Raw genomic sequence first — 14,974 nt, forward strand, 5'->3', positions numbered from 1 at the left:
CGTCGGCGACCCCTGTCGCACATCGGACGACCGGCTGCACCGACCCCCTACGAAAGTCGTCCGGGAACGCCCTGGATCACACCCGGAAGGGGGACGTGAGCACGTCCACCGGACAACTACGCTGACAGAATGCGACGGTTGCGCCGGTGGTACGCCTGGTGGGTCAGGCATGCCGCGCGCCTGCGCGACTTCCTGTTCGCCGGCTTCAGCCTGCTCACCATCGTCGCGCAGGCCGCCTCCGGTGGTGGGGGCTGGACGATCAAGGACTGGTTCGTCCTGGGCGCCGGTGTGGTGGCGTCGGTCGCGTTGCTCTGGCGCCGGCGGTTCCCGGCGACCGTCACCGCGATCGCCGTACTCGCGATGCTGACCGCGGGCATCTTCGTCCCGATGGGCCTCGCCCTGCTGACCCTGGCGATCCGCCGGCGCGACCTGGTCCTGGTGCTCCTGAGCCTGGCCGCGTACGCCGCCTCTGTCCTCAACACCTGGCGCACCGACGGCCAGTTCTGGGTGCCGGTGTTCACCGGGCTGTTCCTGATCGGGACCTGGGTCGCGATCGGCGCGTACATCGGCGCCCGCCGCGACCTGATGGTGTCGTTGCGGGACCGGGCCGAGCGGGCCGAGGCGGAGCGCGAGCTGCGCAGCGAGCAGGCCCGGTTGGGGGAGCGTGCCCGGATCGCCCAGGAGATGCACGACGTACTCGCGCACAAGGTCTCGCTGATCGCACTGCACGCCGGCGGCCTCGAGGTGAACCCGGCTGTCGGCCCGGACAAGGTGGAAGGGTCGGCCCGGCTGATCCGGGAGACCGCGCGGCAGGCGATGGAGGATCTTCGCGAGGTTCTCGGCGTACTGCGCTCCGACGTCAGTGTGGACGGCGCCGACCTGGCTCCGGTGCCGCAGGCGGCGGATCTCGAACGGCTGGTCGCGGCGTCGCGGGACGCGGGGGTCAGCGTGACGAGCGAGTTCGCGCTGCCGGACGACGTACCGACGTCGCTCGGGCGGACGATCTATCGCGTGGTCCAGGAGTCGCTGACCAACGTCCACAAGCATGCGCGGGGAGCGTCGACCGAGGTGCAAGTGCACGGCGCTCCTGGTGAAGGCGTCACGGTCAGGGTGACGAACGTGCGGCCGGTGGCTGCTGGTTCACTGCTCCCGGGCGCCGGGGCCGGACTGGTCGGCCTGCGGGAGCGAGTGCAACTGGTGGGCGGTCGGCTGACGACCGGGCCGACGGCGGAAGGCGGTTGGCGGGTGGAAGCCTGGCTGCCCTGGGAAGACCACCGACGGAGTGCTGAGCCTGTGTTCGTGGATGAAGGGGAACGATGACGCGGCTGCTGATCGTGGACGACGAGGCGCTGGTGCGGGCCGGGCTGAAGATGATCCTCGAGTCGGACGACGACCTCGAGGTGGTCGCCGAGGCCGATGACGGAGCCGACGCGGCGGCCATGGTGAAGGAGCACCGTCCCGATGTCGTTCTGATGGACATCCGGATGCCGCGGTTGGACGGCTTGGCCGCTACCCGCGCGGTGCAGGCGCTGCCGGATCCGCCGAAGATCGTCGTCCTGACGACGTTCGACCTGGACGACTACGTGTTCCGGGCGCTGCAGGCAGGCGCGAGTGGCTTCCTGCTGAAGGACACACCGCCGCGTGAGCTGGTGCAGGCGATCAAGATCGTGGCGGCCGGGAACGCGATGCTCTCGCCGGCGGTGACCCGGCGGCTGATCGGGCACTTCGCCGCGGACCCGCGCGCGGATCGGCGGCGGCTGGCCCAGGAGCGGATCAGCAAACTCACCGAACGGGAGCGGGAGGTGCTGATCGAGGTCGGCCGCGGACTGCAGAACTCCGATATCGGCAAGACGCTGTTCATGAGCGAGGCGACGGTGAAGGCGCATGTCTCGCGGACGCTGGTGAAACTCTCGGCCACCAACCGGGTCCAGGTCGCGATCCTCGCCTACGAGGCCGGTCTTCTGGACGGTTAGACACGACCGATGAGAAACCGGCCCGGGCCGTCGGAGGGGTGGGGGACGACGGCCCGGGCCGGTTTCAGTGGTCAGCGCGCCTTGGGGGGAGGGAACGCTGACGAACCGGCAGCGCCCGGGGGGACGGACGCTGACCGGCGGGACTCAGACGCGGCCGAAGGCCACGCTGCTGGTCCAGATCTTCGCCTTGGCGACCGGACGACCCGGACGCGAGGAGTGCCACAGCATGTTGCCACCGGCGTAGATGCCGACGTGGTACACGCCGCCGCCACCGCTCTTGAAGAACACCAGATCACCTGGCTTGGCGGCCTTCCGGCTGATGTGCTTGGTCGCGCTGTACTGCGCACGCGACGTACGCGGTAGCTTCTTGCCGGCCTTCTTGTACACGTAGCCGGTGTAGCCGGAGCAGTCGAAGCCGCGCGGGGTGGTGCCGCCGTAGCGGTACGGCGTGCCCTTGAGCTTCGCCGCCTCCCGGAGCACGCGGGCCCGGAACGTCCCGATCGAGGTGCTCGAGCCGCTGCGGTGGGGACCGTAGAGCAGGTGGTGCTTGGCGGTGTAGGTGAGGCGGCCCCAGGTCGCCTTGTCCGTGTAGCCGGTGGCGCGCAGACCCCAGGATGCCTGGTACTTCTTCAGAATCCGCACGGTGCTGGTGCCGAAGTAGCCATCCGGACCCAGGTGCAGAGCCCGCTGGACGTACTTCACGGTCGGGCCCCTGTCGCCGTACCGGAGCAGCGGCTTGCTGGGGATGCTCCAGTATCCACGCGGAACGGTGGTGGTGGCGGTCGTGGTCGCCGAGGCGGTTGCCGGGGACGCGGTGAGGCTGATCGCAGCGCCACCGCCTACTGCGAGGCCGACGGACAGAACGGCGGCGGTTGCCCGCGGAGTCGCCGACTTGGTGGGCTTGCGGTGTTTCGCGCGAGTCCGGCCGGATCGCCGGAGGCTGTCCTCGCTGGTCTGACTGACGGCGCGCGAAAGCGACGTCCGTCGGGCAGTGACGGGCATGGTTGTCTCCCGACGCCTGTGAAGTTAGCTGTCGGGTTCGGGCTGGGATTCATAGCCCGGTCCGCTCCCGCGGACTTCACCCCAGGGTTTCGACCACTCACGGTCGAGACCCAACTTCCTGGGTCCCCCACCCCTGCCATAAATTTTCGAGGGGAGCAGGCGGGCCTTGGCAGGGCTCGGCGTTGACCCGTCTGCGGTTCGTCGTCTTTACCGAACCGCCGACGACTGTATAACAGAACGATCACGACGCAAACCCTCAGATCCACAGAGACCCTCTGGAAAGGCCCTGGAGGGCTGTCTGACGGGTCAGGGAGTCAGAGTGAACACCAGGTGTCCTGAGCGCGTCTGAGGGTGGCTCAGACGGCAAATGGCGGGTTCGATGTGACCTCGGTCACATTTCACCGTGGCTTTCTGTGACAACGGGCACAGTGCGTGTCCAGGGCACCCTAAAGTCCTTGCGATTTCAGCGATTTCCGAGCAGTTCGACGAACCGGTCCAGGCCGACGTTCCCGCCCGACAGCACCACTCCGACGCGCTCGGGCAGCCCCCGGATCCGGCCGGCCAGCAGGGCCGCCAGCGCACTCGCTCCGCTCGGCTCGAGGACGATCTTCAGCCGCTCGAACGCGAACGCCATCGCGACCAGGATCTCCTCGTCGCTGACCAGCTCGAAGCTGTCCACCAGCCGCCGGTTCACCGCGAACGTCAGCTCGCCAGGCGTCGAGATCGCCTGCCCGTCGGCGATCGTCCGCGGTACGTCGATCTCCACCCGCTCGCCCGCGGCCAGCGACCGGGCGTGGTCGTCCCCGGCGGCCGGCTCGACGCCGATCATCCGGATCCCCGGCGACATCATCGTCGCCGCGGTCGCGCAGCCGGCCATCAGCCCGCCGCCGCCGACCGGGACCAGCAGTGCCCCGAGGTGGCCGACGTCCTCGATCAGCTCGAGCGCGACCGTCCCCTGCCCGGCCATCACGTCGACATGGTCGTACGGCGGAATCAGCGTGAGCCCACGCTCGGTCGCCAGTTCCTTGGCCAGCGCGGCTCGGTCCTGTGTATAGCGGTCGTACTCGACGATCTCCGCGCCGTACCCGCGGGTGGCGGCGAGCTTCGTCGGCGGCGCGTCCGCGGGCATCAGGATGACCGCCTTCGTGCCGGCGATCCGGGCGGCCAGGGCGACGGCCTGCGCGTGATTACCGGACGAGTACGCCGCGACGCCGTACCGGAGCTGCTCCGGGGTGAGCCGGCTGATCGCGTTGAAGGCGCCGCGGAACTTGAAGGCGCCGATCCGCTGCAGGTTCTCCGCCTTCAGGAACACCTGCGCCCCGACCCGCTCGTCCAGGGTCCGCGAGGTGAGCACCGGCGTGCGGTGGGCGACCCCGGCGATGCGGTCCGCGGCCGCCCGGACATCTGTGAGACTCAGCTCGGCCATGGGGTGACGCTATCTGCTTGCGAGCGATGTCAAGATGGCGCGGTCCGCTCCGTACTGATGCACGAGAGGCGCCCACACCGGGGGCCACGGGTGAAGGAGACACTGTGAAGTACCTACTGGTGATGAACATCAACCCCGACGTGCTGGCCGCGCTGACCGAGGAGGAGCAGCAGGCCATCGGCGCCGGGCACCAGAAGTTCATGGAGACGACGAAGGCGACGGGCGAGTTCCACAGCACGGTCGCCTTGGCGGAGCCGGCCAAGTCCGTGGTCGTGAAGGTCCGCGACGGCATGCCGGCGGTGACCGACGGGCCGTTCGTGGAGGCGAAGGAGTTCCTGGGCGGCTACTACCTGATCGAGGCGGCCACCCCGGAGCGCATGCACGAACTGGCGGCGATGATCCCGGACGCCGGCATCGAGGGCCTCGGCGTGGAGATCCGGCCGGTCGTGTTCTCCGACGGTCTCTGACTATCCATGACAAAGGGGGTTCTCCACAGTCTGTGGAGAACCCCCTTGTTTTCCTGAGGTTTCAGGAAGTCTGGTCGTCGACGTTCGCGTCGGCGGCGTTCTTCTTGATCGACTCGATGCCGTTCAGAGCCGAGGCCTTGGTCTTGTAGCTCTCGCTGCTGGTCGCGATCACCTCGCCGTTCCCGGCCTTCAGCCGGAAGCGGTACTCACCAGACTCGTCCTCGTACAGCTCGAACTTCCCCGCCACCGGTAAACCTCCGCGTGTAGTGGTATCGCTCCGCTTCGGAGCGTAGTCCCGTCAGCCCGGCGGGACCTCGCGCACCACGCCGGGCGCGTCGGACCAGCCCGGCCAGGGCCCGGGTGGCGGCCCGTCGGCGTCGGGGCGCTCCTCTTCCACCGTCTGGTACGGCGTCAGGCCACGCGCCTTGTAGTTCGCCACCGCGGCGGGCCCGTCGAGGGTGTTCGTGTGCACCCAGACCCGGGTGATCGGGTCCACGCCGGCGTGCCGCTCGTGCAGGGTCCACGCGTTCCGCAGGCCGACCGTGAGCAGATGGCCGCCGATCCCGCGGCCGATGAAGCCGCGCAACAGCCCGAAGTTCTCGATCTCGGTCTCCTGGCCCACTCCGCGCAGAGCGACGTACCCGGCCGGAACGCCGCCGACCCACGGCACGTAAGTCTCGAAGCCGGGCCGGCTCAGCCAGTCGACCCACTGGTCCCAATTCCAGCCGTGCTTGCCGATCCAATGCCAGTGACCGCCGACAGCGGTGTAGAGGTAGCGGGCGAACTCCGGTGAGACCTCCTCGACCCGCCTGACCTCTATCGGCTGCTCTCGCGCCGGCACCAGCTCGTCAGGACTGTTCTGCTGCAGATAGGTGATGACGCTGAGAGCCAAGCTGCTACTCCTTGTTCAGTACGCCGCAGACGCCGGCGACCACCAGGTCGATCCCCAAGGTGTAGTAGCGGTCGGTCGACGACGGACAGATCAGTGTGTCCGCGGCGGCGGTGATCAGCGGGTACTTCCGCGGGGACAGGGCGCCGAGCGCCGCACGCTTCATCCGCAACGAATCCTCGCGCTTGACCGGGTCACTGACTTCCCGAGTGATCGGATCCGTCGTCACCAGGGTGATCAGTGAGCACAGTGACTGGCGGCCGACCTCGGCCGCGTCATCGATCGAGAACCCGCCTTCGGTGAGCAGCTCCATCGTCCGCTCGGCCATGGCCAGCCCTGGCTCGGACGTCAGGATCCGGACGAGGGTGAGGTCTGCCAGCCGCGGATGCCCGCGCAAGGCGGTCACGAACGCCGTCAGCACCTTGTGCAGCTGTTTGTCCCACCGCTCGTCGGTCGGCTCCGGCAGTACGACGTCCGCCAGCAGGCGATCGCCGAGAGCGGCCAGCAAGTCGTCCTTGTCCTTGAAGTGCCGGTACAGCGCCATCGGCGTGACCTCGTGCTGGCCGGCCAGCCGGCGGAACGTGACGGCGGCCGGTCCCTCGTCGTCGGCGATGGCCAACGCGCTGTCGACGACCTTCTCCGGATCCAGGCGGCGGCCGCTCTCTTTGGTGATCACGTTGACAAGTTTACACCGTAGACCTAGTGTCTACCACGTAAGCTTACGGCGTATACATACGGCGTAGACTCTCTTTCTGAGTGAGGTAGTCATGCGACGCAGTCCTTGGGCCACCCTGGCGGTGCTGGCTCTTGCGCAGTTCATCGTGGTGCTCGACGTGACGATCGTGAATGTCGCGCTGCCCCACATCCAGGCGGACCTGCACTTCTCCGCCGACTCCCTGCAGTGGGTGATCAACGCCTACACCCTGCTCTTCGGCGGCTTCCTGCTGCTGGGCGGGCGGATGTCCGACCTGCTCGGGCCGCGCCGGGTGTTCGTGGCCGGCCTGCTGCTGTTCGGTGTCACCTCGCTCCTGGCGGGGTTGTCCAACTCACCCGAGTTCCTGATCGGTGCGCGCGCCGTGCAGGGTCTTGGTGGTGCATTGCTGTCACCGGCTGCACTGGCGATCTTGACGATGACGTTCGCGCATGGCCGCGAGCGGAACATCGCCATGGGCGTCTGGGGTGGTCTCGCCGGCCTCGGTGGGACGCTCGGTGTGGTGGCGGGCGGCGTACTGGTCGATTCACTCAGTTGGCAGTGGGTGTTCTTCGTCAACGTGCCGATCGTGCTCGCACTGGTCGCTTTGATCCCGGTGTTCGTTCCCGACGTACGGCACTCGTCTGGGCGTCGTACCTTCGACTCTCTGGGCGCAGTGCTCGGGACTGCGGGCCTCATGGCTGTTGTGTACGGCGTGGTGCGGTCGGAGCCCGCGGGATGGGGATCTGCTGAGGTTGTCGGCGTACTGACCGCTGGAGTGGTTCTGCTTGCGGCGTTTGTCGTGGTGGAGCGGCGGTCTGCTGCGCCACTGGTGCCGATGCGGCTGTTCCGGTCGCGTGCATTGAGTGTTTCGGGCGCATCGCTCGCCTTGAACGGCGCTGCGTTCCTCTCCATGTTCTTCTTGACCGCTATCTACTTGCAGCAGGTCCGTGGAGACAGTGCGCTCGAGGCTGGTGTGCACTTCCTGCCGATGGGTGGTGCGGCCATCGTCGGCGCGATCCTGGCTTCCCAGCTCGTGCAGCGGGTCGGCACTCGCACGGTGCAGCTCGCCGGCGCCGTCCTGAGCGTCACCGGTCTGTTCTGGCTCTCGCAGGCCGACGCCGCCGGCAGCTACCCCTCTCAGCTACTTCCGGGCCCGATCATCTTCGGCTTCGGCATCATCGGCGTCGGCGTGCCCGGCCAGATCACCGCCGTGTCCGAAGTCCGCCCCGCTGAGGCCGGTGCGGCATCCGGTGTGGTCAACGCGATGTACCAGGTGGGCGGTGCGCTGGGCCTCGCGATCGTCACCACGCTCTCCATCAGCCACACGACCCACGAACTGACCCACGGCGCCACCCAGCTGCAAGCCCTCCAGTCCGGCTTCCAGCGCGGCCTGCTGGCAGCCGCCGCCTTCGCCTTGGCCAACGTCCTCCTGACCATGGCCACTCCCCAACTCCAGCCAACCTCTGAACAACTAACCGAAGCCACAGCTGCCGCCTGACAACCCCTTGAACGAGCCCCGGCCCACCGGCCGGGGCTCGTTCAGTTGCTCAAGGCAACCTCCCCGATGCCATCTACTGTGGTGTCCATGACCTCGTTGACCTGGCCCCGCTGCCGAAATGCTCGAGATCTCGGCGGACTCCCCATCAGCGATGGCGGTCAGGTGCGCGCAGGTGCTCTGATCCGCAGCGACAACCTTGATCAGCTGGACTCCCACGGCCTCGCCGCAGTCCAGGCCGCTGGGATCAGCCGCATCGTCGATCTCCGCAGTGCCTGGGAGTGCGAGAAGTACCCGTCCCCGTTCGCCAACGACGAGCGCTGGCTCAACGTGGCGCTCACCGATCCCGCCGACCCTGATGTAGCTGAGCAGGACATGTTCGAGCAATACCGCATGCTGATCGACGACTATCCGCACCGTTTCACAGCCGCCGTCACCGCCATCGCCGACGCACCCCCCGGCTGCGTGGTGGTCGCTTGCCACGCAGGCAAAGACCGGACAGGTCTCGTCATCGCGCTGACCCTCGATCTACTCGGCGTACCTCTCCCGGCAATCGCCGCGGACTACGCCACAGCCCCCGAGACCACCACGACCAATCCACTCCCCGAACTGGCCCCACCCCACCCCGACACCATCCTCCGCGTCCTGGCTCACCTGAGCATGAGGTACGGCGGCACGGCCCGCTACCTCCTGCAGTCCGGTGCGACCTCCAGCCAACTCACCGCCCTGACTGACCGGCTCCACTAGTTGATCCTTGGGGGAATGCCTCGGGTGGTTCCCGGATGTCTGGGGGCGGTCTGGTCCGTGAGGGTTGAGGGACGGACTGGTGATGGGAGCTGGGGATGAAGCTGGTTGCTGTAGTTACTGCGGCTGTTGTGGGGTTGTCGCCGGGCGTGGCGATGGCGGGGGATCGTGGAGGGCTGCAGAAGGGCCTTGATGACGTGGTGGCCGCGAGTGCTGTGGGGGCACTGGCGGAGGTGCGGGATGGGCAGCGGGTGTGGCGGGGGAGCAGCGGGGTCGCCGAGGTGGAGACCACCAAGGCTGTGCCCGTTGGTGCGCGCGTGCGGGTCGGGAGTGTTACGAAGACGTTTGTGGCGACCGTCGTACTGCAGTTGGTCGACGAGGGATGGTTGCGGCTGGACGACTCAGTGGAGCACTGGCTGCCGGGCGTCGTACCGAACGGCTCACGTATCACCGTGCGGCAGTTGCTCAACCACACCAGTGGTTTGTTCGACTACAAGGACACTCTGCCGATGCCGCCGTCGCAGGAGTTCCTGGACAACCGGTGGCGGACGTGGACCGCATCCGAGTTGATCCAGCGTGCGGTCGCCGAGCCGCCGACGTTCGAGCCGCCGGGGTCGTCGTACTCCTACTCGAACACCAACTACCTGCTGATCGGCGAGATCATCAAGAAGGCCACCGGCCACACGTACGGCGACCAGATCGAACGCCGCCTGATCCGCCCACTGGGCCTGCACGGTACGTCGGTACCGGGCACGTCACCGTGGATCCGCGGCCCGCATCCACACGGCTACATCCGAACCGAGCAAGGCCTGCTCGACTACACGGAGCTGAACCCGTCGTTGTTCGGCGCCAGCGGCGAGATGATCTCCACGACGGCCGACCTGAACACCTTCTTCGCCGCCCTCCTCGGCGGACAGCTCCTCCCACTCCGCCTCCTCAACGAGATGAAGACCCCCGGCACCAAGGACGGCACCTACGGCCTCGGCCTCTCCTGGCACGACACCTCCTGCGGCACTCGCGTCTACGGCAACGACGGCGACGCGCTCGCGTATCAGGCCTACTCCTTCTCCACTGCCGACACCCACCGCCAGATCACCGTTGCCGTGACCCCCAACTTCACCAACAACCCCGACGTCCCCGTCAATGCCTTGATAGACAAGGCAATCTGCTCCTGAAGGGTTCACACTGCTCGTATGACGCGCTTCTCCGATGAGCAGATGCAGGCGGCAATGACCCAGACCCGCGAGTACACCGTGGTGGTGCTCGAAGCAGGGCCGCAGTACGGGACTGAGGCGGCAAAGCCGGTGATCTGGGAACACGGCCGCCGGAACTTCGAACTCCGGGCCGACGGCATCCTCAACATCGTCTGCCCGATCACCGACGACTCTCCACTCTGCGGCGTCGGCATCTTCACCGGCACGGCAGACGACGTACGCCGAATCATGGACGACGACCCCGGTGTCCAAGCCGGCGTCTTCACCTACCGCATCCACCCGACCCGGAGCTTCCCCGGCGACTCCCTCCAGGACTGACTCAAGCGTTGAATCGCTGCTGGTACTGGGCCGGCGTCAGCCCGAGGCTTCGTTGGAAGTGGCGGTGGAGGTGGCTCTGGTCGGCGAAGCCGGTGGCTGTGGCGGCTTCGCCGATGGTGGCGCCTGCCTCGAGCATGCGGCGGGCGGCTCGGATGCGGTGAGCTAGTTGCAGGGCGTGGGGAGGTAGCCCGGTGCGCTGGCGGAAGAGCCGGATGAGGCGGAACTTCCCGATGCCCGCGACAGCGGCGAGCTCATCGAGTCCGACGTTCCGCTGGGGCTGGTCGGCGAGATAGTCGAAGGCGAGGCGAAGCGCACTGTCCTCACGAGCCGTGGTCGCCGACCGCGGTGAGCGGACGGCTGATGTGCGGTCGATCAGAAGCCGCAACCACTCGGCGAGAAGCTCATCTTGTTCGAGTCGGGTGCACGCCGACTCGAGGGTCGTGTGAAGCCGCAGGAAGCCTGCCGCGAGCTCGGTGTCGGAGAGCACTGGATCGGGAAACAGTACGTCGGCCAACGGGTCGGACTCGGAGTCGTCCGCGAGCGCCGCGAGATCCGCGACTTCGATGACCAGCAGGCGAGCCCGCCACGGGTGCTCATCGACGGCGCTGCCCGCGTGGGAGTGGGAGGGGTCCCAGGCAACCAGTTGGCCTGGGCGGACCAGGCGGTGCTCGCGACCGCGCCAGGACCGCATCGGCTGCTCGCCCACGATTCCGAAGACGTACTCGCCGCGCGGCTCCACGGCGTACCGAGTGGTTCGGCCCGCCATCAGCAGGACCCGCTGCTCGTCCGGTGCACGCCACATCCGAACCTGCTCAGTCGCCACGTCACCATGCTAGGCAGGTGCAAGAACGTTCAAGACGGGCTCTTCGCGGCGACGTACGTTGCGGGCATGTCGATCACCGCACACATTGTCGTTCAAGGCGCCGAGCGCGCCGCGGCCTTCTACCGGGAAGCATTCGGCGCCGAGGAGATCGAGCGCATCCCGACACCGGACGGCCGGCTCATGTCGGTTCAGCTGCGCATCGGCGACAGCCTCCTCCATGTGGCCGACGAGTTTCCGGAAATGGGCGTTCTCGCTCCGCCCACGATCGGTGGGACCGCCGTCGTACTGGCGCTCGGCGTCGCCGACGCGGAGGCGGTGTTCGCGCAGGCGGTTGCCGCCGGCGCCGAGGTTCGCCAGCCGCTGCAGGACACCTTCTGGGGGGACCTGCACGGCCAGTTCGACGACCCGTTCGGCCACCGCTGGAACGTCGATCAGCACCTGCGCGACGTCCCCCACGACGAGGTGGTCGCCGCCGCAGCCCAAGCCTTCTCCTGACCGCGGGCGGCTGTCGGCGTACTGTGATTGTGGAGGGAGCTTCAGGCTTCGTGGGGGAGGCTGTCATGACCACAGCACAGGGTGACCTTGCAATTCTGCAGGACCCGATCGCGCAGGAACTACTGGTATCGCGTCAGCCGGCGCGGCTCGCGTACACCTGGACGGACGGAACGCCACGCGTCGTACCGATCTGGTTCACCTGGACCGGTGAGGAGCTCGTGTGCGCCTGCCCGCCGGGGGCGCCGAAGCTCAAGGCGCTGGCCGCAGCGAGTGACGTTGCCGTCACCATCGATGACTCGTCGTCATGGCCGTACAAGGTGTTGCTGCTGCGCGGCACCGCAACGGTCGAGATGTACGACGACGTCGTACCGGAGTACGCGCAGTCCGCCAACCGCTACTTCGGACCCGAGCAAGGCGCTGCGTGGGTGTCGCAACTGCGAGGGCAACGAATGGCGCGCGTCGGCGTCAGACCGACGTGGGTGGCGGTGCTCGACTTCGAAACCCGCTTCCCCAGCGCACTGACGGTCTAGCAACTAATTGCCATCCAGGCCCTTGTTTCTGCCTGGGGTGCGGGTTCAGGATGCCGGAGGGAGGGCACATGAGAATCCGCCAATTGATTGTTGCTGCCACAGTCTCGTCCGCGTTGGTCGCCGGGGTGATGTCGGTCCCCGTCGCGACTGCTGCGCCGTCGAGCCCGTCTTCGACCAGTTACACGCCGCCGCCCGTGCAATGGGGCGCATGCACCAATCCACGCTTGGTGAGCGCTGGTGCGCAATGCGGCTACGTCGTCGTACCGCTCGACTACGATCATCCGAAGGGGACGAAGATCCAGCTCGCGGTGTCCCGCGTGATGCACAAGACGCCCGACTCGCAGGCGCAGGGTCCGATGCTGGTGAACCCGGGCGGTCCGGGCGGCTCCGGCCTGATCTACTCGATCCTCGGGCCGGCCATCCCGCATGGTGCCGGTGACGCCTACGACTGGGTCGGTTTCGACCCGCGTGGCGTCGGTTCGAGCAAGCCGGCGCTGAGCTGCATCCCGGACTACGCCGGCTACAACCGTCCGTTCTACGTGCCGGTCACGCCGAGGATCGAGCAGACCTGGCTCAAGCTGTCCAAGTCGTACGCCAAGGCTTGCGACGCCAACCAGCACGCGCTGCTCGGCCACCTCAAGACCACCGACTCGGTGCGCGACATGGAGAGCATCCGCAAGGCCCTCGGCGCACCGCAGATCAACTACTACGGATTCTCGTACGGCACGTACCTCGGCCAGGTGTACGGAACCCTGTACCCGAACCGGCTGCGCCGGGTCGTCTTCGACGGCGTCGTCAACGCGACGCGGGTCTGGTACGACGCCAACCTCGACCAGGACATCGCGTTCAACAAGAGCGTGAAGGTCTTCTTCCAGTACGTCGCGGCGCACGACTCGACCTGGCACCTCGGCAAGACCGAGGCCGCGGTCGAGCGCCTGTACTACCGCGAGATGGTCAAGCTCATCGGCCACCCGGCCGACGGCAAGATCGGTCCGTCCGAGTGGACCGACGTCTTCACCCAGGCGGCGTACTACGTGTACGGCTGGGTGGATGTGGCCGACGCGTTCGCCGCGTGGGTGCACAACGGCGACGCCTCAGGGCTGGTCGCGCTGTACGGCGGCCCGCCGTTCGACGACAACGGGTACGCCATCTACCTCGGCGTCTCGTGCACCGATGCCCCGTGGCCCAGCAAGTGGAGCACGTGGCAGCGTGACAACTGGCGCACGTTCGCCAAGGCGCCGTTCCTGACCTGGGCCAACGCCTGGTTCAACGCGCCGTGCTTCTACTGGCCGGCGAAGGCAGGCCGCCCGGTCAAGGTCGACGGCCGAGGGGTCAAGAGCCTCTTGATGATCAACGAGACGCTGGACGCGGCAACGCCGTACTCGGGCGCACTCCAAACCCGCAAGACGTTCCCGCACTCCGTCCTGATCGAGGGCGTCGGCGGAACCACCCACGCCGGCTCACTATCCGGCGTGACTTGCACCGACGACCGCATCGCGGCGTATCTCCAAACAGGAGCCTTGCCACCCCGCAAGCCCGGCAACCGCTCCGACGTCCAATGCGACCCGGTCCCCGCCCCCGAGCCCCCGGCCGCAGCCGCCGCCAAGTCCGCCTCAACCGGCGCCGCTAGATCCCTAAGAAACACCCTGTCCCCGACCATCCCCTAACCACCAACACCAGACTGCACCGGCCAAGCCAGCCTCGGCCGGTGCAGTACTGGGTTGTGTGACTGCACGACATCGCGGTCTATTCGCCGAGTGGCGCCGTCCGTGGTGTCATCTCTCGTTGAGCAGGCGGCGCGCGGGAGCAGGCGAAAGTTGCGACTCTGGGTCTTCGTCGAACCCGATCGGCTCAAGTCTTCATCTGCGGCCCGGCTATGCCGCCCGGCTCAGAAGCAGCCGATCAGGTCAACGATCTCGTCACCGACGATGCCGAGTACCAGAAGCAGCTTGAAGTGATCTAGACGCCGTTCGGGAGGCCGCGTTGAACGCACTCGGGGGAATTGCGGAGAACCTGACCGCGGCAGCAATCGGAGGCATCTTGACTGCGGGCTGGCGAATGTCACGTAAACGAACAGGCTCCAAGGACATCCAGGCTATGTGGCGACCGTTCCTCACTGAGGAGTCGTGCATAGTCGAGGGCGGAGTGAGTGCGGGCATGCTGTGCGAATCCCTTCCGGAGCGAGTGCCCGCACACCTACGGCAACAGGCGATCCACCTGCTTCCCCATCTCGAGAAGCACCTGGCAGACGCGGAACCGTCGGGACTCATGGGAAAGGGCGATCACGAGGCAATCGTCCGGGTTCAGGCCGGTCTTGCCAGGGCCGGACTGCCGAAGACCCTTCCGGTTCGATCTGAGGACGAGTTGGGCGAGCGCAGGAAAGATCATCTGATCGTGGTCGGTGGACCTGACGTCAATGGAATAACGAAGGAGTTGCTATCTCTTCTGCAAAGCAGAGTGACAAATTGCCAGAGACGACTCTGATCGGAATGTAGTTCAGGATCTGGTCTATGGGCAGCAGTACGTTGCGAGTATCGGAGGAGGGAAGGCCTGGGATTACGGCATCCTGATCAGGGCGCCAAGTCCTTACCAAGAAGGAAGATTGGTGGTCATCTTGGCCGGTGCCTATGGATTCGGCTGCGTGGCCGCAGGGTTTCTAGCCGTGAACGACATCGTGCGGATGGCCGAACTGAGCCGGACGCACCCCGAAGGATTCGAATGCATCGTCTCTCATCGGCGATCAGGGGCGGCCTCCAGTCCGACCGAGGAGAACCGTTTGGTACTGAGTCGATCGATACGCGACTAGCTGCGTTCTCGATACTGGAAAATGCATGTGAAAGGCAACAAGATCTTCACGGGATTTCCCAACTTCCTGAGCGCTCGCACATGCTTGGCTTGCGGTTC

15 protein-coding genes, 1 pseudogene and 1 riboswitch are annotated in these 14,974 nt (G+C 66.9%); of the genes and pseudogenes, 10 read left to right on the top strand and 6 right to left on the bottom strand.

What is annotated here, in order from left to right; all coding sequences use genetic code 11:
• The first annotated feature begins 129 nt into the window (after window positions 1–129).
• Window positions 130–1,320, top strand: a complete 1,191-nt coding sequence (locus OG558_RS14630; RefSeq protein ID WP_405070744.1) for a sensor histidine kinase — start codon at window positions 130–132, stop codon at window positions 1,318–1,320.
• Entirely contained in the window at window positions 1,317–1,973 is a 657-nt protein-coding gene (locus OG558_RS14635; protein WP_329483774.1) for a response regulator transcription factor, read from the top strand. The genes OG558_RS14630 and OG558_RS14635 overlap by 4 nt, the downstream gene beginning before the upstream one ends.
• A gap of 144 nt (window positions 1,974–2,117) precedes the next feature.
• Here OG558_RS14635 and OG558_RS14640 read toward each other — a convergent pair whose 3' ends face one another.
• Both OG558_RS14640 and OG558_RS14645 read right to left on the bottom strand, forming a co-directional pair.
• A complete protein-coding gene (locus OG558_RS14640) occupies window positions 2,118–2,975 on the bottom strand; it encodes an NlpC/P60 family protein (protein ID WP_405070745.1) in 858 nt (285 codons plus the stop codon).
• Window positions 2,975–3,167, bottom strand: a riboswitch (cyclic di-AMP (ydaO/yuaA leader). Its footprint overlaps the gene before it by 1 nt.
• A gap of 271 nt (window positions 3,168–3,438) precedes the next feature.
• Window positions 3,439–4,401, bottom strand: a complete 963-nt coding sequence (locus OG558_RS14645; protein WP_405070746.1) for a pyridoxal-phosphate dependent enzyme — start codon at window positions 4,399–4,401, stop codon at window positions 3,439–3,441.
• A gap of 104 nt (window positions 4,402–4,505) precedes the next feature.
• Here OG558_RS14645 and OG558_RS14650 point away from each other — a divergent pair, with 104 nt between their 5' ends.
• A complete protein-coding gene (locus tag OG558_RS14650; protein WP_405070748.1) occupies window positions 4,506–4,868 on the top strand; it encodes a YciI family protein in 363 nt (120 codons plus the stop codon).
• An 88-nt stretch (window positions 4,869–4,956) separates the two neighbouring features.
• Here OG558_RS14650 and OG558_RS14655 read toward each other — a convergent pair.
• The 3 genes and pseudogenes from OG558_RS14655 to OG558_RS14665 all read right to left on the bottom strand — a co-directional run.
• Window positions 4,957–5,115 (bottom strand): annotated as a pseudogene (locus tag OG558_RS14655) (YegP family protein); the annotation flags it as partial.
• A 51-nt stretch (window positions 5,116–5,166) separates the two neighbouring features.
• On the bottom strand, window positions 5,167–5,760 hold the full coding sequence (locus tag OG558_RS14660) for a GNAT family N-acetyltransferase (protein WP_405070749.1): 594 nt from the start codon (window positions 5,758–5,760) through the stop codon (window positions 5,167–5,169).
• 4 nt (window positions 5,761–5,764) lie between these two features.
• Window positions 5,765–6,433, bottom strand: a complete 669-nt coding sequence (locus OG558_RS14665; RefSeq protein ID WP_405070751.1) for a TetR/AcrR family transcriptional regulator — start codon at window positions 6,431–6,433, stop codon at window positions 5,765–5,767.
• A 91-nt stretch (window positions 6,434–6,524) separates the two neighbouring features.
• Here OG558_RS14665 and OG558_RS14670 point away from each other — a divergent pair, with 91 nt between their 5' ends.
• The 4 genes from OG558_RS14670 to OG558_RS14685 all read left to right on the top strand — a co-directional run bounded on the left by OG558_RS14670 (window position 6,525) and on the right by OG558_RS14685 (window position 10,222).
• Window positions 6,525–7,949, top strand: a complete 1,425-nt coding sequence (locus tag OG558_RS14670) for an MFS transporter (protein WP_405070752.1) — start codon at window positions 6,525–6,527, stop codon at window positions 7,947–7,949.
• Window positions 7,950–8,036: 87 nt separating this feature from the next.
• Window positions 8,037–8,693 carry a tyrosine-protein phosphatase gene (locus tag OG558_RS14675; protein ID WP_405070753.1) on the top strand — a complete coding sequence of 219 codons (657 nt, stop codon included), beginning with the start codon at window positions 8,037–8,039 and terminating at the stop codon, window positions 8,691–8,693.
• Between the two features lie 95 nt (window positions 8,694–8,788).
• Window positions 8,789–9,865, top strand: coding sequence for a serine hydrolase domain-containing protein (locus tag OG558_RS14680; RefSeq protein ID WP_405070754.1), 1,077 nt, complete (start codon window positions 8,789–8,791; stop codon window positions 9,863–9,865).
• A gap of 18 nt (window positions 9,866–9,883) precedes the next feature.
• Window positions 9,884–10,222: a hypothetical protein gene (locus tag OG558_RS14685; RefSeq protein WP_405070755.1), complete on the top strand. Its 339-nt coding sequence runs from the start codon at window positions 9,884–9,886 to the stop codon at window positions 10,220–10,222.
• Window position 10,223: 1 nt separating this feature from the next.
• Here the strand turns inward: OG558_RS14685 and OG558_RS14690 are convergent, their stop codons facing one another.
• On the bottom strand, window positions 10,224–11,045 hold the full coding sequence (locus OG558_RS14690; RefSeq protein WP_405070756.1) for a helix-turn-helix domain-containing protein: 822 nt from the start codon (window positions 11,043–11,045) through the stop codon (window positions 10,224–10,226).
• Window positions 11,046–11,111: 66 nt separating this feature from the next.
• Between OG558_RS14690 and OG558_RS14695 the strand changes: the two genes are divergently transcribed.
• From OG558_RS14695 to OG558_RS14705, 3 genes are all read left to right on the top strand, one after another.
• A complete protein-coding gene (locus OG558_RS14695) occupies window positions 11,112–11,540 on the top strand; it encodes a VOC family protein (protein WP_329483785.1) in 429 nt (142 codons plus the stop codon).
• Between the two features lie 65 nt (window positions 11,541–11,605).
• Window positions 11,606–12,070 (top strand): pyridoxamine 5'-phosphate oxidase family protein, encoded by a 465-nt coding sequence (locus OG558_RS14700; protein ID WP_405070757.1) that lies wholly within the window; start codon window positions 11,606–11,608, stop codon window positions 12,068–12,070.
• Between the two features lie 68 nt (window positions 12,071–12,138).
• Window positions 12,139–13,737 carry an alpha/beta fold hydrolase gene (locus tag OG558_RS14705; protein WP_405070758.1) on the top strand — a complete coding sequence of 533 codons (1,599 nt, stop codon included), beginning with the start codon at window positions 12,139–12,141 and terminating at the stop codon, window positions 13,735–13,737.
• Window positions 13,738–14,974 lie beyond the last annotated feature (1,237 nt).

It is taken from the genome of Kribbella sp. NBC_01510 (assembly GCF_045040325.1).
Lineage (GTDB): Bacteria > Actinomycetota > Actinomycetes > Propionibacteriales > Kribbellaceae > Kribbella.

Bases quoted from the DNA above. Each gene is read 5' to 3' on its own strand.
- OG558_RS14675 (WP_405070753.1), top strand. From the start codon at position 8,037: ATGACCTCGTTGACCTGGCCCCGCTGCCGAAATGCTCGAGATCTCGGC.
- OG558_RS14705 (WP_405070758.1), top strand. From the start codon at position 12,139: ATGAGAATCCGCCAATTGATTGTTGCTGCCACAGTCTCGTCCGCGTTG.
- OG558_RS14680 (WP_405070754.1), top strand. From the start codon at position 8,789: ATGAAGCTGGTTGCTGTAGTTACTGCGGCTGTTGTGGGGTTGTCGCCG.
- OG558_RS14630 (WP_405070744.1), top strand. From the start codon at position 130: ATGCGACGGTTGCGCCGGTGGTACGCCTGGTGGGTCAGGCATGCCGCG.
- OG558_RS14695 (WP_329483785.1), top strand. From the start codon at position 11,112: ATGTCGATCACCGCACACATTGTCGTTCAAGGCGCCGAGCGCGCCGCG.
- OG558_RS14645 (WP_405070746.1), bottom strand. From the start codon at position 4,401: ATGGCCGAGCTGAGTCTCACAGATGTCCGGGCGGCCGCGGACCGCATC.
- OG558_RS14640 (WP_405070745.1), bottom strand. From the start codon at position 2,975: ATGCCCGTCACTGCCCGACGGACGTCGCTTTCGCGCGCCGTCAGTCAG.
- OG558_RS14700 (WP_405070757.1), top strand. From the start codon at position 11,606: ATGACCACAGCACAGGGTGACCTTGCAATTCTGCAGGACCCGATCGCG.
- OG558_RS14670 (WP_405070752.1), top strand. From the start codon at position 6,525: ATGCGACGCAGTCCTTGGGCCACCCTGGCGGTGCTGGCTCTTGCGCAG.
- OG558_RS14685 (WP_405070755.1), top strand. From the start codon at position 9,884: ATGACGCGCTTCTCCGATGAGCAGATGCAGGCGGCAATGACCCAGACC.
- OG558_RS14635 (WP_329483774.1), top strand. From the start codon at position 1,317: ATGACGCGGCTGCTGATCGTGGACGACGAGGCGCTGGTGCGGGCCGGG.